20 protein-coding genes and 1 riboswitch are annotated in these 20,107 nt (G+C 38.6%); of the genes, 5 read left to right on the top strand and 15 right to left on the bottom strand.

Translation table 11 applies throughout. The annotated features are described in order from the left end of the window. Positions 1–371: 371 nt before the first annotated feature. Positions 372–1,145: a histidinol-phosphatase gene (locus tag BM102_RS07205; RefSeq protein ID WP_090480467.1), complete on the top strand. Its 774-nt coding sequence runs from the start codon at positions 372–374 to the stop codon at positions 1,143–1,145. A gap of 47 nt (positions 1,146–1,192) precedes the next feature. Here BM102_RS07205 and BM102_RS07200 read toward each other — a convergent pair whose 3' ends face one another. Beyond that, complete coding sequence (locus BM102_RS07200; protein ID WP_090480464.1) at positions 1,193–3,451, bottom strand: hypothetical protein; 2,259 nt, start codon at positions 3,449–3,451, stop codon at positions 1,193–1,195. 164 nt (positions 3,452–3,615) lie between these two features. On the opposite strand from BM102_RS07200, the gene BM102_RS07195 reads away from it, so the two are divergent. The 3 genes from BM102_RS07195 to BM102_RS07185 all read left to right on the top strand — a co-directional run bounded on the left by BM102_RS07195 (position 3,616) and on the right by BM102_RS07185 (position 6,895). After that, a complete protein-coding gene (locus tag BM102_RS07195; RefSeq protein WP_090480461.1) occupies positions 3,616–4,290 on the top strand; it encodes a response regulator transcription factor in 675 nt (224 codons plus the stop codon). Between the two features lies 1 nt (position 4,291). Next, positions 4,292–5,527 carry a sensor histidine kinase gene (locus tag BM102_RS07190; protein WP_090480458.1) on the top strand — a complete coding sequence of 412 codons (1,236 nt, stop codon included), beginning with the start codon at positions 4,292–4,294 and terminating at the stop codon, positions 5,525–5,527. Between the two features lie 93 nt (positions 5,528–5,620). Then, a complete protein-coding gene (locus BM102_RS07185) occupies positions 5,621–6,895 on the top strand; it encodes a transglutaminase domain-containing protein (protein ID WP_090480456.1) in 1,275 nt (424 codons plus the stop codon). Here the strand turns inward: BM102_RS07185 and thiC are convergent. The 10 genes from thiC to BM102_RS07135 form a co-directional block, all read right to left on the bottom strand. Then, positions 6,892–8,199 carry a phosphomethylpyrimidine synthase ThiC gene (gene thiC / locus BM102_RS07180; RefSeq protein WP_074791220.1) on the bottom strand — a complete coding sequence of 436 codons (1,308 nt, stop codon included), beginning with the start codon at positions 8,197–8,199 and terminating at the stop codon, positions 6,892–6,894. The genes BM102_RS07185 and thiC overlap by 4 nt on opposite strands. 12 nt (positions 8,200–8,211) lie before the next feature. Beyond that, positions 8,212–9,465, bottom strand: coding sequence for a 2-iminoacetate synthase ThiH (gene thiH, locus BM102_RS07175; protein WP_090480452.1), 1,254 nt, complete (start codon positions 9,463–9,465; stop codon positions 8,212–8,214). 8 nt (positions 9,466–9,473) lie between these two features. After that, positions 9,474–10,241, bottom strand: a complete 768-nt coding sequence (locus tag BM102_RS07170; protein ID WP_044938489.1) for a thiazole synthase — start codon at positions 10,239–10,241, stop codon at positions 9,474–9,476. A 20-nt stretch (positions 10,242–10,261) separates the two neighbouring features. Further along, a complete protein-coding gene (thiF, locus tag BM102_RS07165; protein ID WP_090480450.1) occupies positions 10,262–10,897 on the bottom strand; it encodes a sulfur carrier protein ThiS adenylyltransferase ThiF in 636 nt (211 codons plus the stop codon). Continuing rightward, complete coding sequence (gene thiS / locus BM102_RS07160) at positions 10,898–11,092, bottom strand: sulfur carrier protein ThiS (RefSeq protein WP_044938118.1); 195 nt, start codon at positions 11,090–11,092, stop codon at positions 10,898–10,900. Between the two features lie 16 nt (positions 11,093–11,108). Further along, positions 11,109–11,888, bottom strand: a complete 780-nt coding sequence (thiD, locus tag BM102_RS07155; RefSeq protein WP_090480447.1) for a bifunctional hydroxymethylpyrimidine kinase/phosphomethylpyrimidine kinase — start codon at positions 11,886–11,888, stop codon at positions 11,109–11,111. Beyond that, positions 11,885–12,514, bottom strand: a complete 630-nt coding sequence (gene thiE, locus BM102_RS07150; RefSeq protein ID WP_090480444.1) for a thiamine phosphate synthase — start codon at positions 12,512–12,514, stop codon at positions 11,885–11,887. The genes thiD and thiE overlap by 4 nt, the downstream gene beginning before the upstream one ends. Positions 12,515–12,584: 70 nt before the next feature. Beyond that, positions 12,585–12,689: riboswitch (TPP riboswitch) on the bottom strand. A 43-nt stretch (positions 12,690–12,732) separates the two neighbouring features. Beyond that, the gene (locus BM102_RS07145; protein WP_090394677.1) at positions 12,733–13,821 is read right to left on the bottom strand and encodes a radical SAM/SPASM domain-containing protein; all 1,089 of its coding nucleotides are present in this window, start codon (positions 13,819–13,821) and stop codon (positions 12,733–12,735) included. A 259-nt stretch (positions 13,822–14,080) separates the two neighbouring features. Beyond that, positions 14,081–14,524, bottom strand: coding sequence for a MarR family winged helix-turn-helix transcriptional regulator (locus BM102_RS07140; RefSeq protein ID WP_033154480.1), 444 nt, complete (start codon positions 14,522–14,524; stop codon positions 14,081–14,083). Positions 14,525–14,654: 130 nt separating this feature from the next. Beyond that, on the bottom strand, positions 14,655–15,197 hold the full coding sequence (locus tag BM102_RS07135; RefSeq protein ID WP_177194930.1) for a TetR/AcrR family transcriptional regulator C-terminal domain-containing protein: 543 nt from the start codon (positions 15,195–15,197) through the stop codon (positions 14,655–14,657). Positions 15,198–15,414: 217 nt separating this feature from the next. Here BM102_RS07135 and BM102_RS07130 point away from each other — a divergent pair, with 217 nt between their 5' ends. After that, a complete protein-coding gene (locus BM102_RS07130) occupies positions 15,415–16,278 on the top strand; it encodes a DMT family transporter (protein WP_090480437.1) in 864 nt (287 codons plus the stop codon). A gap of 2 nt (positions 16,279–16,280) precedes the next feature. Here the strand turns inward: BM102_RS07130 and BM102_RS07125 are convergent, their stop codons facing one another. The 4 genes from BM102_RS07125 to BM102_RS07110 form a co-directional block, all read right to left on the bottom strand. After that, the gene (locus tag BM102_RS07125; protein WP_090480434.1) at positions 16,281–17,324 is read right to left on the bottom strand and encodes a VanZ family protein; all 1,044 of its coding nucleotides are present in this window, start codon (positions 17,322–17,324) and stop codon (positions 16,281–16,283) included. A gap of 84 nt (positions 17,325–17,408) precedes the next feature. After that, the gene (locus BM102_RS07120; protein ID WP_242942912.1) at positions 17,409–18,053 is read right to left on the bottom strand and encodes a potassium channel family protein; all 645 of its coding nucleotides are present in this window, start codon (positions 18,051–18,053) and stop codon (positions 17,409–17,411) included. A gap of 8 nt (positions 18,054–18,061) precedes the next feature. Then, positions 18,062–19,345 carry a TrkH family potassium uptake protein gene (locus BM102_RS07115; protein ID WP_242942911.1) on the bottom strand — a complete coding sequence of 428 codons (1,284 nt, stop codon included), beginning with the start codon at positions 19,343–19,345 and terminating at the stop codon, positions 18,062–18,064. Positions 19,346–19,448: 103 nt separating this feature from the next. Continuing rightward, positions 19,449–20,105: a YoaK family protein gene (locus BM102_RS07110; protein ID WP_090480426.1), complete on the bottom strand. Its 657-nt coding sequence runs from the start codon at positions 20,103–20,105 to the stop codon at positions 19,449–19,451. Between the last annotated feature and the right edge of the window lie 2 nt (positions 20,106–20,107).

Genomic DNA, 20,107 nt, shown 5'->3' with positions numbered 1-20,107 from the left:
GCATTATCTCTTGTAAGATGCGACAAGGAATACAACGACTTCTATCACCTCAAATACAAAGAGGTAAACAGATACCAACATAAACGTGCACTCGCATTAACTGCCCGTAAACTTGTGCGATTAGTCTTTCGACTGCTGAAAGACAATCGTCTATATCGTCCAGCATAGTAGTATCACCTACTTGCTGATGAGTACGCCCTGCTCATTTAAAAATATGGTCGACAGGGCTTAGGTGGTCGTTTTTTCTTTTCGTGAAATATATCAAAAAATAAAAGAATTTTTATTCTTCTTCACTTGACATCACACCGCTGGACTTAATTATCATATTTTATTATTTTGTGATATTATGTTCAATTGTCGGAGGAACTTTTATGTTAGCAAATTATCATTCACATACGCCAAGATGTAATCATGCCACTGGCAGTGAAAGAGAATACATTGAATCTGCCATCGCAAACGGCTTCAAAATTCTTGGCTTTTCAGATCACACACCACAGCCATATCCATCCAGTTATAAGTCACACATCAGAATGGGTATGGAGGAATTAGAAAACTATGTTGATACACTTGTAAAGCTTAGAGAAGAATACAAGGACGATATCACTATTTACATAGGATTCGAGGTAGAATACTTTAGAAAATACTTTGATGCTCTGATTAAAGAGCTCAGAAACTATCCTGTTGATTATATTATTCAGGGGCAGCATTTCATTCCTGACGAGATTGATGGATTCTATGCTGGAGCTCCTACCACTGATGATCAACACTTGATTGATTACGTAGATACTGCAATCGAGGGAATGCAAACAGGTATGTTTACATATTTGGCACATCCTGACTTGATTTACTACAATGGCGATGACAACACCTACAAAAAGCACATGGAACGCCTTGTTGCTGCATCTATTGATTTAAATATACCACTTGAAGTAAATCTTCTTGGCTTCACAGGAAAGCGCAACTATCCATGCGACAAGTTCTTTGACTTAGCCACAGAGATGGGGGCCAACTTTGTAATTGGCTGTGACGCTCACGATCCACAGTCAGTTTGCCAGCCAGAGCTTAACCCTGAGTTCATGGCGTTCTTGAATAAGCACAACATCACTATTGGAGACAACATCTGTACTCTTCGTTCTATCAAATAACAAAAACCATCAGGCCTGTTGACCTGATGGTTATTTTTTATTAGTTATTAATTTCCTGAATTAAATAGTTCTGACAAAACATCTGCATGCTCTTCAAGTACTTCAAGAAGCTTTTCACTCCAATGTCTCGCATCAGAATCACTGTCACCAAATACATAGTCTTCCTGGCCATAATCCATTACATCAAATCCTGGTACAGTTTTACTTGCACCTTGTGTTCTGTAGCTTACTGCATCTGCTACTGTAAATGAAACAGATGATGTATCACTGTAATCAACCCAACTAGAAATATCTGTTCCAGTTGCTTCTGTAGCATCACCATTCTCTGTCTGGGTCTCAGCTTCAGCCTTAGTAATAGTTTCTGCACCATCTACATATTCACCATACATCTTATCCACATAGTATGAGAGGCTATCCCCAAGGATTTCTGATGGTACATGTCCACCATCCCACTGCCAATCAATAGTTGCATCAATGCCTGCTGAAAGCATAGCAATCTGTAGATTCAATGAGTTGAACATTGAGATGTCACCTTCAGATGCACCGCAAAGAATTCTAACCCAAGTTGCATCGTCAGTGTCTTCATCGCCAATATAATTAAGAGGATTATAAAGATCTACTATGTTATTACCATATTTATCCCCAGCCTGAATTTCTGCAATATCTTCCTGATATGATTCAAGCATTTCTTCATAAGTGCTGTAGTTTGCCGAATCAGTTGTTGTACCTGCAGACTGTGTTGTTCCTTCATCAGGAGTACCAACATCCATAGTATCACCAGCTGAATTTGCAGCTACATCGCTATTATCAAAGCTTCTATCTGATGATTCTTCAGATTCACCATCAGAACTTGCACCATCTGGGCCAGCGCCTTCTGGAGCACCTTCCATATCACCACCTGGGCCTGCCCCTTCAGGAGTTCCCTCACCAGGGCCACCCATCATATCTCCACCGGAAGAGCTCTTTGCATATCTACCTTCAATGAAGGCTTCAGCTTTATCTTCTGATGTCATAGCTGCAACTTCCTCGTCAGAAAGAGCATTTCCATCCTCGTCAAACCAAGTCCACCCTTCTGCGTAATCCAGATTATCAAGATACCACTGAAGATTTGATACAAACTCTGCCAAGTAGAAATCAACGTATGTTCCGCCATATCCATTTGTATCTGCATATTTCTCTTCATCATACTCGATAGTAAGAGAAATAGTATCTGTCATATCTCCATCACCATTAATATCAAGCTGAACATCAGCTTCATTTACAGAAAGGTTCTGTTCATTGATATACTCCATGTATTCTTCAGAAAGATATTCAGCAAGCTGTTCTTTGAACTCAGTGCCAAAATCGTAATCTGTATCCATATAGTATTCAAATGCCAATGCCATATCAGCCTCATATAGTGATGTAATTGCAGAATAAGCCATACATCCCCATACACCATCTGAAATCTCGTATGTTGTTCCATCAATAGTTACGGATGTTGAATAACTGCCATCCTCATTCTGATAAACACCTACTGCTCCAGCTTCGATTTCATAGTCATAAAAATCAGAGTTGTTACCAGTTGCAGCAACCATAGTAGCATGTGCTCCACCGCCTGAACCACCAGTTGAAACAAAGTATTCTGTGCTACCTGGAAGGTTACCAAGTAAAATATTGTACTTAACAAAACGAATAGCATTCTTTTGATCCACAAGGCAGCTTGGAGCATCACCTGTATAATATTCATTTCCATCTTCATCTGTAGCTGTATCGTTCTTACCTCTGTTACCACATGACATGTTGATGTAGCCTTCAGATGCATATGTTGTTGCCGCCTCAGTATTTGTTGAAGAGCTGTATCCTGCTGCACCTGTATTTACGATTACAGGAGCAGTTGCTGCAGTGTATACCTGTCCATTTGAGCTAACAATTTCTGCTTCGTAATCAATTACAAGTGTACCGTTTACTGCATCTGAGTAGCTTGATGCAGTAACATCTGCTTCACCGTCTCCATCAGTATCAATTCCTGTCACATATGCACCGGGAACACATACGGAAACACCTTGTTCATCCTCAATTTCTGGATAAGCTACTGCTGATACAATTGACATAATCCATGCATCTGCCTCTGAATCGTAGGACCAGGTCACTTCATCATTATTTGCCAAGTTTAAAGTTTCCTCTATGTATGCCTGTTCTTCACTTGTTTCTGAAGAAGTAGCTTCTGCTGTTACTTCAGTTGTAGTATCTGTAGTACTTCCACAAGCCACCATACTAGTAGCCATTGCAGCTACCATTAAAAATGAAACAAATCTCTTTTTCATTAAAAGCCTCCTTACAAAACTGCTTTTTCATTGACTGTGCCTGTACTTTAATCTGCGAACCTTGAAGAAAGCTTGAAATAATGTGAAGATTATTTGAACAATGTTTTTTCAAGGTTTCTTCAAGAAAAATATGTACAATATTAAAATACAAATGAGGTAAAACTATGAAAATATTAATGATTGAAGATGAAAAAAGAATGGCAGATGCTGTTTGTGAATTACTGCATCAAGAAGGTTACATCGTAGATGTTAAATATGACGGTGCTCAAGGTTACGATGCTTGTATAGCAAATATATACGATGCAATCATATGTGACGTAATGCTTCCATCAATGAACGGTTTTGATATTGTACAATCTGCTAGAGCAAATGGATTAGAGACTCCTATTCTAATGCTTACTGCTAAAAGTGATGTACTTGACAAAGTAGCTGGTCTTGATTGTGGAGCAGATGATTACCTGACAAAACCTTTTCAAGTCGAAGAACTCTTGGCACGACTTAGAGCCCTCCTTCGTCGTAATAGAAAGGATATCTCATCCACTTTAGAGGCATTTGACTTATCATTAAACACAAAATCTCTAACACTATCATGTACAAATACAAATAAAAGTATTCGCCTTCCAGAAAAAGAATATAAAATACTTGAATGTTTACTAACAAACAAAGAACAGATTATTTCTAAAGAACAACTTACTTTAAAGGTATGGGGTTATGATAATGAAGCCGAGTACAATAATGTAGAAGTTTATATTTCATTTACACGCAAAAAGCTTAAATTCTTAGGCTCAACTACAGAAATAAAATCAGTAAGAGGCATGGGATACGAATTGAGAGGTTAATATGATTTCACGTTCAAGAATTCGAATAGTAGTAATTACAATGATGTTCCTTATTTTTATAGTAGTTTCCACATTAGGTATTATATATGGAACAACACGTATTCAAACAACAAAAGAAAATAAAGAAATGCTCCACATGTTTGCTAAGGCCTATGATGAAAATGGTTTTCCTGATTCTGCCATTCTACAGCCTTCGCCACAAAAAGCATCCGATGATTTCACGCCAACCACTTCATTTCATAACTTTCAGGTCTCAACTTTTTATGCTGTAGCCTTCGATTTGGATGGTAATGTAATTGAATACTTAAATGATGCTCCATCAGGTTTTTCTAATGAAGCGCTAGTCGAGTATGCCTCAAATCTATTAAAATCTGGCAAGGATTATGGCGAAGGCAATTCTGTAACTTATCTTATTACAAAAGAGGATGACTACATTCTAGTAACCATGATGGACACAGTTCTTATGGATTTGACCATCTCTTATTTAATCAAAAATATGATTGTATTCGGTGGAATATCTATATTAATTTTACTTATGGTTTCAATTATTCTTTCAAAATGGGTAGTAAAGCCAATAGAAACCGCCTATGAAAAACAAAAACAATTTATTTCTGATGCAGGTCACGAATTAAAAACTCCTATATCCACAATCAGTGCAAATGCAGAAATTCTTGGTCGCAACTTGCCTGATAATCCATGGCTAGAAAACATAAAATATGAAAATGAAAGAATGTCTACTATCGTTCATCAATTATTGGATTTAGCACGTCTTGAAAACATCAAACCAACAATGAGCGAAGTTAATCTAAGTGAACTTGTACTAGCCAATATTCTGCCCTTCGAAGCATCTGCCTATGAGAATAATCTTGAGCTTAACTATGATATAGCCAATGACATAATAAAAGTTTGCGATAAAACTAACATGGAAAAACTGATTTCTATACTGATAGACAATGCCATAAGTAACTGTTCGCCTAATGGAAAAATAAATATTACTCTAACGGAAGAATCTGGCAAAATAATGCTAAAAGTAGCTAATACAGGTGAAGAGATTCCTGAAAATGAACGTGAAAAAATATTTGAACGATTCTATCGATCTGATTATTCAAGAGCAGAAAGAGTTGGACATTATGGCTTAGGACTATCTATTGCTAAAGCTATTGCTACTGAGCATGAAGGTAAAATATGGGTGGATTGCATAGATGATAATGTAATTTTTAATCTGAATTTTAAGTGACGATTAGCTGAATCTTAGGGTTTTCCTGATGCTTTCTTCTTTTTTAGATTTTATAATACAGATAGTTTTTTAATATCACAACAGAGGTCAATTATGAAAAAAAGAAAAAAGCTTTCATCTTTTTTTAAAGGAATAATCATTACATTTACCATTGCCATTCTTGTAGAGGGATTCGTGTTATGCATGCCCCTATTCGGTATAGATGTTGACGACACTATCTCCTACGTTACCGAAACCATAGCTGCTGCAAAAGGCTTTTTCGCACAGTCGACTTCCAACCTTTCAAGTAGTGAACACACCTTGGGAAATGGCCCTATGGAGGGCACTGGCACCGAGCAGGATTCAAGCTCCCTGGATTCGCCTGTTAATACTGGTGAGGATTATACATTTGACTCTACCGTATATCCTTATCGAGCTCTTCTATCTTCCGAGGAACAGGCTGTTTACAACCAGATATACGCAAATGCAGTAGCTTACAATACTGAGATTTTCACATTGGTAAATGAACTTTCTGAGTCAGAATTAAGCGAGACTATTAATTCTGTATTCAATGATCATCCTGAGCTTTTCTGGCTCAACACATCTTATAAATATGGATATAACAAATCCAATGCGGTTGTACAGGTTCAGCTGAGCTTTGGAATATCAAGTGACCAGTTGGATTCGGCGAAGACTCAGTTCGATAGTGTTGTAGATAGCATTTCTACTGCTGCAAGCGCATACTCTTCTGATATCGAAAAAGAATTGTATATACACGATGCAATTTGCGAATTAACTACTTATAATACAAACGCTGATTTAAATCAAAGTGCATACTCAGCACTTGTTAACGGCTCCACAGTATGCGCCGGATACGCAAGGGCTTTCCAGCTTATTTGCCAAGAGGCTGGCTTAACCTGCTATTACCTTACAGGAACAGCATCTGGTGGCGATCACGCTTGGAATATCATTTCCGTTGATGGAGATTTTTATAATGTAGATCTTACCTGGGATGATTCTATTTCAGAAAGCTATGGTTCATCCGTATATACGTATTTTAATTTAACTGATGAAGCTATATCTGATGACCACACTAGAAGTGAATTAGGAAGTAAACTTCCTGCTTGTACAGCAACAGCTATGAGCTACACAAACGTATATGGTTCAACCGTAGAAAAGAGCGATATTGATAACAATGGCGGCCAGATTACTGAGGGCAACTTTACAATTAACGAGCCTCAAGAACCTATAACAGATTGGAGAAATGAACCTGCACCTTTGTCAACAAATGACCCAGGCGCAGGCCAAACTCCTGATATGGGACCTGATGATATGGCCCCTAATGATATGGGCCCCGGAAATATGGGACCTGATTTTGAAGGCAATTAGCCTAAAATATCTATGTACTCTCCTGCCAAGGCTTTATTCATGCTTCTAACGGCACAGAATTTACCGCACATAGAACATGTGTCATCAAATTCTGGTGAACGGTCAGCACGGATAGCCTGGGCAGTCTCTGGGTCAATTGAGCATTCCCATTGCTTGTCCCAATCAAAACACTGTCTGGCATCTGCCATGGCATTATCTCTATCCATTGCATGTGGTACATGCTTAGCAATATCTGCTGCATGTGCTGCAATCTTTGATGCAATGATTCCCTGTTTAACATCCTCAAGATTAGGCAAAGCCAAGTGTTCCGCAGGTGTAACATAACAAAGAAATGCTGCACCGTTTTGAGCCGCTATCGCACCTCCGATTGCTGATGTGATATGGTCATATCCTGGAGCAATATCAGTAACAAGAGGTCCAAGTACGTAGAATGGGGCTCCCATACAAACCTTCTGCTGAATTTTCATATTAGCAGCAATTTCGTCCATTGGCATATGGCCTGGACCTTCCACCATAACCTGCACATCCTTGGCCCATGCACGCTTTGTTAGCTCTCCTAAACGTACCAATTCTTCTATCTGACACACATCACTGGCATCAGCAAGACAGCCAGGTCTACAAGCATCACCAAGTGATATTGTCACATCATACTGGCGACAGATATCCAAAATCTCATCATAGTATTCATAAAATGGGTTCTCCTCCCCTGTCATAGACATCCAGGCAAATACAAGTGAACCACCTCTTGATACAATGTTCATCTTTCTTTTATGAAGCTTTATCTGATCGATTGTCTTACGTGTAATTCCACAGTGAAGTGTCACAAAGTCCACTCCGTTTTCAGCGTGTAAACGAACCACATCGATAAAATCCTTTGCTGTCAATGTAGCTAAATCTCTCTGATAATGGATTACGCTGTCGTAAATAGGCACTGTGCCTATCATTGCTGGACATTCATCTACCAGCTTCTTTCTAAATGGCTCTGTGTTTCCATGGCTGGATAAATCCATAATGGCCTCAGCCCCCATATCCACTGCAGCCATAACCTTTTGCATTTCGATATCGTAATCCTTGCAGTCACGGGATACGCCAAGATTGACATTTATTTTTGTACGAAGCATACTGCCTACACCTTCTGGATTAAGACACTTATGGTTTACATTTGCTGGAATAGCAACCTGTCCCTTGGCAACAAGCTCCATTATTTCCTCAGGTGTGCGATATTCCTTCAGCGCCACCTGCTTCATTTCTGGAGTAATAATCCCCTGTCTTGCTGCGTCCATCTGTGTTGTGTATTTTCTCATTATTCTTCTCCTTTAAACATATATGTAATCGTTGAAAACTGGTTGTAAACCTTCATCAGAAATGTCTACATACATTGTGCCTAAACTTCTGCCATCAGATATTTCAAACTGCTCATCACCGGAAGGGTCCATAGACTCCTCACCTGTATATTTCTCCTCATGGTCACCAATACCTGTAGACACTCCTGCAGAAACCTTAGTAGCAGCTATCTTTACAATTCCATTTCTAAAAGCTGCAGTCTCTCTAGAAGAGACTGTAATGCCACAGAAAGGTAAAAATATACGATAAGCACAAATAATCTGGCACAACTGCTTTTCCCCTACATCAAGTGGATTGATTGTGTCATTATTGATAATTGGTCGAAGTCTAGGACATGATAATGACATTTCTGCATAAGGGTATTTGCGCTGTAAATAGTAGACATGCAAGGCTGATGCAAGGGCATCCTTTCTGAAATCCGAAAGCCCCAAAAGTGCAGAAAAGGCAACTCCTCGCATTCCACCCATAAGAGCTCGCTCCTGAGCATCAAATCTGTATGGCCAGATTCTCTTGTTTCCCATCAAATGCAGTGTCTCATACTTATCAGAATCGTATGTTTCCTGAAAAACAGTAACATAATCAGCTCCACACTCATGCAAATATTTGTAATCCTTTACGTTTACCGGATATATTTCGATTCCAACCATTTTGAAATATTTTCTGGCAATCTTACATGCCTCGCCTATATATTCAACATCTGATTTTGCAGGGCTTTCTCCGGTGAGAATTAAGATTTCCTCCATTCCACTATCTGCAATAACCTGCATTTCATGCTCTATCTGTTCATATGAAAGCTTTAATCTTTTGATTTTGTTATAACAGTTAAATCCGCAGTATACGCAGTAATTCTCGCAGTAGTTGGCTATATAGATTGGTGTGAAAAGATATACCGTATTTCCGAAGTGCTTACTTGTTTCCTGCTGTGCCTTCTTGGCCATCTGTTCCAAAAAAGGTTCCGCAGCTGGAGAAAGAAGTGCCTTAAAATCCTCTATTGAGCATTTATCGCTGGCAAGTGCTCTTCTGACATCTGCAGCTGTGTATTTGTTGTAATCATAGGAATCAAAATGTTCCATTACGTTTTTACGTACATCCGACTCAATAATATCCATACCTGGCAAGTATTCCATGTGATTGATTCTAGATGAAGGGTCTGTCTCAATCTGGTGCTTGCGCTCTAGCCCTGTTGCAGATAATTCCTTTGAATCAAATAAAAATGTGTTTTCCATGATGCCTCCTAATGTAAGAAACCTGTAAGTGGATCTGATGCTGCTGCGCCACGAGTAAGCACTCTTCCAAGGCCTGCCAAGTATGCTTTTCTTCCTGCTTCAATAGCGTCCTTGAATGCTGAAGCCATAAGTGTCAAATCTCCTGCTGTTGCAAGCGCAGTATTTGCCATTATTGCCGCAGCCCCCATTTCCATTGCTTCACATGCCTGTGATGGCTTTCCAATTCCAGCATCTACTATAATAGGCAAATCTATTTCATCAATAAGAATCTGTATAAACTCTTTTGTAGCCAAACCTTTATTTGAACCTATAGGTGATGCAAGTGGCATGATGGATGCAGCTCCAACATTTTGCAATTCTCTTGCAACATTCAAATCTGGATACATATAAGGCATAACCACAAAGCCTTCTTTTGCAAGAATTTCTGTTGCTTTTATTGTTTCGTAATTATCAGGAAGGAGATACTTGGTGTCTCTCATTATTTCTATTTTTACAAAGTCGCCACAGCCCAATTCTCTGGCAAGTCTTGCGATTCTTACTGCTTCCTTGGCATCTCTTGCGCCACTTGTATTTGGAAGTAAAGTTACATTCTTTGGAATATAATCCAAAATATTTTCTTCATCCTTGGTATTCGTTCTTCGAACTGCAAGAGTGATTATTTCTGCTCCAGCATCTTTGGTTGCTGCCTCAATAAGCTTCATCGAATATTTTCCTGATCCCAAAATAAAACGAGAATCAAATTCTTTACCACCGATTACCAGTTTGTCATTTTCCATTCCATTTTCCTCTTTCATTTTTATGCGTCTAATTCTCCAATGAGAATTTTAAGTACCATATTTGCTTCGTGTGCTCCGCAAACCATCACTCTAGATGAAATCAACCCAATACCATCATTAACATCACTAACCCCATCTCCTGAAAGGTAGAATCTCTTTGATACTCTTCTAGTCTTTATATCATTTGCACTGCCAAATCCCGCCATTCCCGAGCTAGATAGAATATATTTATCTGACATTTGTTCTAGTACTAGATTAACAAGCATAGCCTTACTTTCAGGTGAGTCAAAAGCCTCACAGACAATATCCGCCTTTTCTATCAATGGTTTTGTGTTAGCCTCGGTCAGCTTTATGTTATGAGTCTCAATCTTTATGTATGGATTTATTTCATGTAGATTAGCCGCCATTGCATCAGTTTTTTTCATACCAACCTGATTGATTTTGTAATGCTGTCTATGGAGATTGCTTACATCCACAAAATCATAGTCAATCAAAATCAAGTGGCCTATGCCCGCCCTTGCAAGACATGTGGCTATATTAGATCCCAAGCCACCTAGCCCACATATTGCAACCACAGCCTCGTCGAATTTTTTTTGATTTTCTGCGCCATGTCTATCTACAAGCGCCTTATAGAACTCATCCTTTGTCGGTATCAATCAGCCGCCTCCTACAAAACTTACTACCTCAACAACATCCCCATCCTTTAAGATGGTCTCATTAAATGTTGTCTTAGAAATGATTTCTTCGTTAATCTCCACAGCAATAGTTCTGACGTCAAATTTAAAATCATCCAGTACAGTAGCAAGCGTCTTGTTTGCTAACTCATACTCTTTTCCATTTAAGAAAACCATTACTTCTCCTTTCCTTCTAGCTGGCCACACAATGATTAAGTGGACCGTTACCTTTACCTAAATCCAGATTTGCGCCAATAGCTTTTTCTATATATGACTTCGCATTTATGATAGAGTCTTTCAAGTCGTACCCCAGTGCCAAATTCGATGCAATAGCACTTGATAATGTGCAGCCTGTTCCATGAGTGTTGGTGCTATCAATTCTTTCCCCTTCAAACCATGTAACACATCCATTATCAAAAAGAACATCGCTTGCATCCTCCACGCAGTGACCGCCTTTTACAAGAACTCCACATCCATATTTTTCACCAAGCTTTTTGGCTGCCTGCTCCATATCTATTTTGTCTTCTATCTTTGTGCCGGTAAGGGTTTCTGCTTCAGGTATATTTGGTGTAATAACTCTAGCCAGTGGAAATAACATTTTTGCCATCACTGCTGGGGTGGAGTTTTCCATCAATCTACTTCCGCTTGTAGCCACCATAACCGGATCCACCACAATATTCCTTGCTCCAAACTCCTTAAGCTTTCTAGCTACCACTCGCACTTGCTCCACTGATGGAAGCATTCCAATTTTTACCGCATCCGCCGGAATATCAGTCAAACAAGCATCTATTTGTTCTTCCAGGAAATGTGGCGATGATTCCACAATCTCTGTTACCCCTGTGGTATTTTGTGCAGTAAGTGCAGTGATTGCTGTCATTCCATAGACTCCATGTGCAGTCATCGTCTTTAAATCTGCCTGGATACCTGCACCACCACTACTATCGCTTCCCGCAATTGATAAAACTACCTTCATCCTTTTATCTCCCTAAATTTCTTTTTCATACTTTCAGCAGCATTTCGTGGCGAATCTACTTTCATAATGGCTGAAACAGCGCAAACCCCAGCTATGTCAATTCCTTTTAATACATCCATATTGGAAGCATTCAAACCGCCAATAGCATTAACTGGGATAGGAACTGCCTTACATATTGCATCCAATGTCTCCGTGGACGTAATGATAGTTTTTACTTTTGTAGTAGTTGGATAGATTGCGCCAACTCCCAGATAATCAGCCCCAGCCTCATATGCTGCTTTTGCTACATCCACTTTCTTGGCAGTAGCTCCCAAAATCTTATCAGGGCCGATAATCCTTCTTGCCATCTCAAGAGGCATATCCTCTGCCCCTAAATGGACCCCCTCGCAATCCACAGCAAGCATTACATCCACACGATCATCAATAATCAGCGGAACATTGTACTTTCTGCAAATCTCATGTACTGCCTGTGCCAGTTCAATATATTCCTTTGTGGTACGATTTTTTTCTCGAAGCTGCATCAAAGTTACGCCGCCCTTTAAGGCATCCTCAACTCGCCACAGGAATTCATCTAGCTCATACGGTGTACTGTCAGTAATAAAATAAAGCTCGCTATTAAATTCCATTATTCCTCCTTTTTTGCATAAAAAAACGGAAGCTACCTGATTTCTCAAATAGCTTCCGCATAATATCAATATCATTATTAATCGGCGTCCCTACGTTGGCATTATCCAAATCAGGTTCTCGGTCGAAGGTCACACCTTCCTCTCAGCCTGTCTACAAGCTCCCGTCTCATATTAAATTCCTTACATATAATGCTACAAGTGTGGCAAAAAATCAACACCTAATTGCAAAGTGCCTCCACCTGTTCTTTCTTTTCGAAGAGGACGCAGCCACCTACGTGGTCATCCTTTAGGATGTCGCCTGCCTGGAGTACCTGGAAGAGACGTGACGAAATGGCTCCACGAAGGCCCATGTCCATTACGTTTGTGTCGGAGAATGGCGAGAATGGGCATGGCTCAGCTCCACCATGGGAATTGATGTGGAAAAATCCTCTGCCTGCTGCAACACATCCGCCTGATGACTTTTCATCACCTGGGAATGAAATGAAAACCATGTCCTCATATTCCTCACGAAGAGTGGCAATTCTAGCTCTAAGCTGCTCTTCCTGGTCCTCGCTAAGGGCAAGGTGCTTGCTCTCATCTGATACAGGAACATACTCAACATAGATTACAGCCTTGCAGCCATATCCCTGAAGCATAGATACAAAATCATCAGAAAGAACATCGTCAAAGTTTTCTGTAGTAACTGTAACTGAATTGCCGAAGATTTGACCATTCTTTTTGAATGTTTCCATGTTTGAAATAAGCTTATCGTAAATTCCTTCGCCACGACGGCTGTCAGTTGCTTCCTTGTGTCCTTCAATACTCATGATTGGCACAAGGTTTCTGTTTTTATCAAATAACTCAAAGTACTCATCACTGATGAATACTCCATTTGTAAAGATTGGGAAAAGAATATTAGGCTTCTTTGCAGCTGCCTTGATGACACCTTTTCTAAGAAGAGGCTCGCCACCAGCAAGAAGAATAAAGCTGATTCCTAAATCCTCTGCTTCATCGAAGATGGTAAGCCACTGTTCATCGCTAAGCTGATTTACAGGCTCGCAATCCTTTGTGGCGTCGTTCTGACGAGAATAACAGCCTGCACAATGTAAGTTGCAATTGCTAGTGATTGATGCAATTAGGAATGGAGGAACATGTAAGCCCTCTTCCTTGAATTTCTTTCTAACATCAGCAGCTTTCTTTGTTGCTAATGCAAACTTTGCCATAAAAATGCTTTCAGCTGGATCTTTCAAAGTAGCACGAATTGAATCCTTTACAACTCGCTCTACTCCAGCTGTCATATACGCTTGAATATCAAATTCCTTTTCCATATATACACCTCTTAAATGATCTTATCATTCCATCGCATCGATTGTGTGTGATTCGATTTTGTAAAATCATTATACTCCTGTTGATAATCATTTTCAATTATAAATACATAGTAAAAAAAGCTGCCCGCCAGCAGCTTTTTTTGGGAGAATGATATATGAAAAAGTTTTATCGCTCTTGCGATGATTGTATATTACTCTCCCATTATGAACTTGTACTGTTACTTATCTGAAATCTATGTGAAGATTGTAAAAATCAATTTTATTCTTCACCAATTCCTTGCATAGCCTTATCCAGTAGCTTCTTTAACTGAGCCTTTTCCTCATCTGAAAGATTAAGACACCCTTTCATTTGAGCTGGAACCTTTTTAGCTTTTTCTTTTAATGCCTGTCCCTCATCTGTAAGCTTAATAACAAGCTTTCGCTCATCCTTTTCAGATCTTCCTCTGGTAATCATGCCTTGCTTTTCTAATCGCTTTAAAAGTGGAGCCAAAGTGCCTGAATCCAAATGCACGCACTTTCCAATTTCTCCTTCAGTCAAATCGCCAGCCTGCCATAAAGCCATCATGACAATATACTGGGTGTAGGTAAGATTAAGTTCCTCAAGAGGCTTTCTATACTTACGTACAACCTCCTTAGCACATGCATACAATGGAAAACAAAGCTGATTCTCCAAACATAATACCTTGTCCGATGTTTTTGTCATTTTATACTCTCCTGTAATTCGTTCACATTAGTATTGTGTACAATAATAATGTATCAACGATATTACAGAAAGTCGATATATAGCTAAACGCAAATACTAAATCATTTTGCATTGATTTAATTTTACAAAATTAAGCGCAGATAAATGGACGTATTTCACTAGGAGCAAATTCCTGTATGATGCCGGCTAGTTTATCGCATGGCATTGGATTTGGTTCCAATAACCAGCCACATACGTACTGACATATGCCACATACGTACATCTTAATCAATGCCATCATTTCATCAGATAACTCATCTTTTCCTGTTTTACTTTTCACTTCTTTTACAAGTAAATCACGGTTTGTATTGGCCATCTGAAAAACAAAAGAATCCATCCCCTTGGTATTCTTTAATGCGTTGACTATAAAGGACTTGTTGTCCATAAAATACTGTAGATTACAACTAATTGTATCTTTCCATGTCCAGCCATCTTTCCCTACGTTTTTAATATGCTTTTGCGCTTCCTGCAAATAAATCCAGGTAATCAAATCATATTTGTCCCTAAAATGATTGTAAAAAGTAGGCTGTGTCATTCCACAATTATCAGTGATATTTGTAATCGTAATTTTATTAATTGGTTTTTTCTCTGCCAACTCTTTGAAAGATTCCGCCAAAATTTCTTTTGTTGACATCCTATGCATAGCCTCTCCCCCTTCCTACTATGCTTATTTTACCAATATTTTTCTTGCAACTTCAATACCAACTTTATAAGATGCAATTCACATAATTTAGCTATGACTTCTTGCTGACAGAAAAACAGAAATCTATACAATTCATCAATATTACGTGATATACTCTTTAATTGTATGATATGTGTTTGGGGAATAATCAAGATTTAGGAGACCCATTATGACTAAAAATAACAAACTCAAGGGAATCATTTGTATTCTATTAGCCGCTGTCGGCTTTTCACTTATGACATTTTTCGTCCGTATCTCAGGCGATTTGCCAACCATGCAAAAAGCATTCTTTAGAAACTTCGTGGCCATGTTTGTTGCCATCGCAGCTCTTCTAAGGGCCAACGTAGGAATTAAAGTTGAAAAGCCAAGTATTCCTCCTTTGTTTGCAAGATGCTTTTTCGGAACATCAGGACTTATTGCAAACTTCTATGCTATCGATAGATTAGGAATTGCCGACGCCAACATGCTAAATAAGCTATCACCATTCTTTGCTATTATTCTTTCTATTTTTATTTTGAAGGAATATCCAAAGCGTGTTGATATCGCAGCTACTATCATTGCTTTTATCGGCGCATTATTCATCATCAGACCAACAGGCCTTATAACAGAAACTGTTCCTGCACTCATCGGCCTATTTGGTGGCTTTGGCGCAGGAACAGCATATGTTTGTGTCCGCAAGCTTGGACAACAGGGTGTAAAAACTCCTGTTATTGTATTTTATTTTTCGTTCTTTTCATGTGTAGTGACTCTGCCATTTTTAATAACAGATTTTGCTCCAATGAGTCCAACACAATTGCTATGCCTGCTTATGGCTGGTGTAAGCGCATCACTTGGACAGTTCTCAATCACCACCGCTTACAAATACGCTCCTGCAAAAGAGATTTCTGTGTTTGATTACACACAAGTTGTATTTGCAGCCATCCTTGGAATAATCTTCCTTGGTGAGATTCCTTCAATCCTCAGTATTGCAGGATATGCCATCATTATCGGTGTTGCCATATTTAGATGGTACATGAATCTAAAAACTGAATAGAATTAGGTTTCAAGAAAAATAACCTTAGTATTGTCCGGGCCCATCACAGTCAATGTTCTATGATTTGTGTATGGGTCCGTTCCACATTCACTTGTTATATTTGCCTTATCTAATCTTCGCTTTATACCATCCATATTGTGGTGTGCAAGCACTATAGTCTGGGCCGGTATATCATTCTGCTTGTTCAAACAATGTACTTCCAAGGAAGTTCTTCCCATTGATAGAAGTAAGTTTGTCTGAGTAACATCCTTTGGAATAATAATCTTCTTAATCTGGAATCCCAAATCTTTTACATAGAAATTCCAAATCTCGTCCTCATCTGCAGCTTGGATAATAACACGATTGATAGCAAGCTTTTTAGAAAATGGAAAAAGAACTCCATTTTTCGCCAGCTTCTTCCATCGCTTGTAGTACTTAAAATCCTTTCTCCACTCTGGATTTGTGAGAGTGTATGCACGATGCATGTATAACGCTATTCCGATAAATCCGCCAAATGTATCTGCTATAACATCCGCAGTATCATATGTTCCACGCTTTGTGATAAGCTGTAAATTCTCGATTACAATAGAGGAAACAAAGCACATAATAAGTGATCTGCTCCATGCATGATTTCTGAACCATCTGAAAATATATGGAAGCAAGTATCCCATAGGGATGAACACCATAACATTGAGATAAAACTCGATAAACTCTTCCTCTGGAAGCTCGATATCTTGCCATGTCATAGTAAAAATACTAAAGCCCGCATTACGAACTACATAATCTGGATTTGGAGTTCTTGCAAGAAATACTAAATAGAAAAGGAAAAAAAGATAAACTACAAAGGCCACCCAAAGGATAATTTTTCTGATGATTGCGCTTTTATCTGCATTTTTGCTAGAACTAACGCCGCCCTGTAGATTTAAACCGATTTTGTTACAGATTTTATTATCAAAAAAAGGTAATAAATAGGCGAGGAGCAAAGCTATGATAGTTGCTCCTACGACTATTATTACATTCGAAATCCAATTATTTGCATAAAAATCATAAAAACTATTAAGTTCCAATTATTGTCTCCAATCTCAAAGCAGTATATTCATTGTAAAAAGTATACTTAGTAATTGTCAACAATTTGTGTATAAGACAACAGATTATTTATTTAATCTATGCAAATCCTTACGTTCTACGACTATAAGCAACAAGTCATCTGCGTTAAGCGCCTCTGCTGGGTCCAAAATCTTCCAGCTTGATCCACGCTTTAAGGCAATAACGTTGGCATTATAATTCTTACGTACATTCAATTCCATCATATTTTTACCAATCCATTTTTGAAGAGGATTGATTTCAATCATACAAAGGTTGCCATCCACCTTGAAGTAATCAAGGAATGTGTCTGACGAAAGAATTCTAGCAGACTGCTCTCCGCCGTACTCCTCTGGAACAATTACTTTGTTGGCACCAATCTTTTTAAGAATAGATGTCATTCTGTCTGAAGAACTTTTGGCAACAATAAGTGGAACCCCCTGTTCCTTGGCAACTGCAACAGCCATGATACTTGCAGCAAGATTTCCTGCCATTGCTACCGCAACGATATCCATATTTTTAAGACCTAATGAAATAACCTCATCTTCGTTTGTAATGTCTGCACATACAGCAGCTGTACAGAAACCATTAAGCTCCTTGAGCTTATCCTGATCCTGGTCGACGATTAAAACATCAGCGCCCATTTCATACATATTTTTTGCCAAACTGGCACCATATTTTCCAAGTCCTAATACTGCAATTGATTTTTTCATAATGTCTCCTATCCTACAAAGAAGCTTCCTTCTAAATATCTACATTTGTTATTTTTATGTCTTTTACCTGCAAAGAAAATTGCAAGGGATATAGGTCCTATTCTGCCTAAATACATTGCAAGAATAATGATTAACTGGCCTGCCAGATTGAGACTGCCTGTCAATCCTCTGGTAAGTCCCACTGTGGCAGATGCACTAATGATTTCATATAAACCGTCCTGCATATTAATAGGATTTGTTGAAATCAATGCAAGTGTAAGAACAACGATTGTAAAAGCAGCTACAGAAACAATAACTGTGGCCTTTCTCATGTTTTCTTCTGTCACTCGTCTGTTAAAAGTAATTGTTTGGTCATCATCTCTGATATATGAAATGATATTCAACAGCGCCAAATAAATTGTAACTGTCTTAACACCACCTGCTGTACCTATAGGCGAACCACCTATAAACATCCAAATATACGATATAACACAAGAAAAATCTGTCATGTTCTCCTGGGCAAATGAAGCAAAGCCTGCAGTTCTCAGGGTAACCGATTCAAAGAAGCTGTTAATAATCTTATCTATTAAAGAAAAATGACCAATAGTATATATATTATCGTACTCGGCTATAAAGATAAGGACTGCACCTATAATAATCAATGCAAATGTTACGCTTAAGACTAGCTTCGTGTGCTCATTAAATCTTTTGAAAATTATAACTGGATTGTATTTCTTCTTGATTCCATATTTAATCTTTTCAGACATATCAAACCAGACTACGTATCCTAAACCACCCATAACAATCAAAAACATGGTGTTGATCATAATCAGTGGATTATCATGGTACGCTACTAAACTGCTATCTCCAAATATATCTATTCCCGCATTACAAAAGGCTGATATAGATGTGAATACCGAATACCAGATACCTCTCGCCACGCCAAATCTAGGAATAAAATCTATAGCATATACAGCGGCTCCAAATGTTTCAACCTTTGCCACATCCTTAAAAATTCTGATGAGCAGTTTTAATACTCCTACATCTGTTTCCAGGTTAAGTGATTCCTGAAGCATTTTGCGGTCGGCGATTGAAAACTTCTTTTGAGTAATAAGCATAATCATGGAAACAACTGTTATGATTCCAAGACCACCTGCCTGAATAAGTATAAGAATAATTATTTTGCCAAGTAGGCTATAGTGGGTAGCCACATTTACAACTGTAAGCCCTGTTACACAGGCTGATGTGGTAGCGGTGAATAGCGATGGGATAAAACCAGTCCAACTGCCATCTGCCGATGCCCACGGTAACATTAAAATAAGCCCTCCTATTACAATTGTAATAAGAAAGCTTAATGGTATTAAATGAATAGATGTTAACTTTAGCGGTTTCATTTAAATCAAATCTCCCAAGGATTTATAGATGCTCTTTTCGCATCATTAAAAACGCTAATAATAATAACACACTTGATATTAAAATACACCTATATCCTAAATATATAGATAAAATTCCACCGATGCCTGCACCAATCGCAAATACGATAATAATTCCATAATAGTGCATTGCCTTTTTTAAGGCACCCTTTTCATGATTTCTAAGATATACTGAAAGGCTCTCTGTACCGCTTCTAAGGTTGCCAATGCACATGGTGCTGGCATAAGGATATCCGTTGACCTTTCTAAATGACTGCACCTGCATGGCACATGCTAATGATACTAAAACATTTGCCAGTACATTTAATGATGCCGGTAAAAAAGCCACTGCCGACAAAACTATGATTTCTATTAAAAGAACTATCTGACGCCAATGAATCTTTTTAGCATTTCGATAATGAAAACTAACTTGCTCTGCTATAAGTATTCCTACTGCAAAAGAAAGAATTGGCAGTAAGTAATGCAATCCCGCTGCCCACTCTCTTTGCATTAAATGCTGAGACATAAGGACAATATTTCCTGTTTGAGCGTTTGCAAATACCTTATCCCTAAGATTGTAGGTGTAGGCATCCTGAAAGCCTCCTGAAGCAGAAACTATAGCGCTTAGTAAGAATGATTCTGATGTTTGTCGTGATTTCATAG

Origin of the sequence: Pseudobutyrivibrio sp. JW11 (assembly GCF_900115355.1) — a bacterium.
In the GTDB taxonomy this organism is placed as follows: Bacteria; Bacillota; Clostridia; order Lachnospirales; family Lachnospiraceae; genus Pseudobutyrivibrio; species Pseudobutyrivibrio ruminis.
Note: the sequence above shows the minus strand (reverse complement) of the source record. Positions and strands in the feature narration are given on the sequence as shown.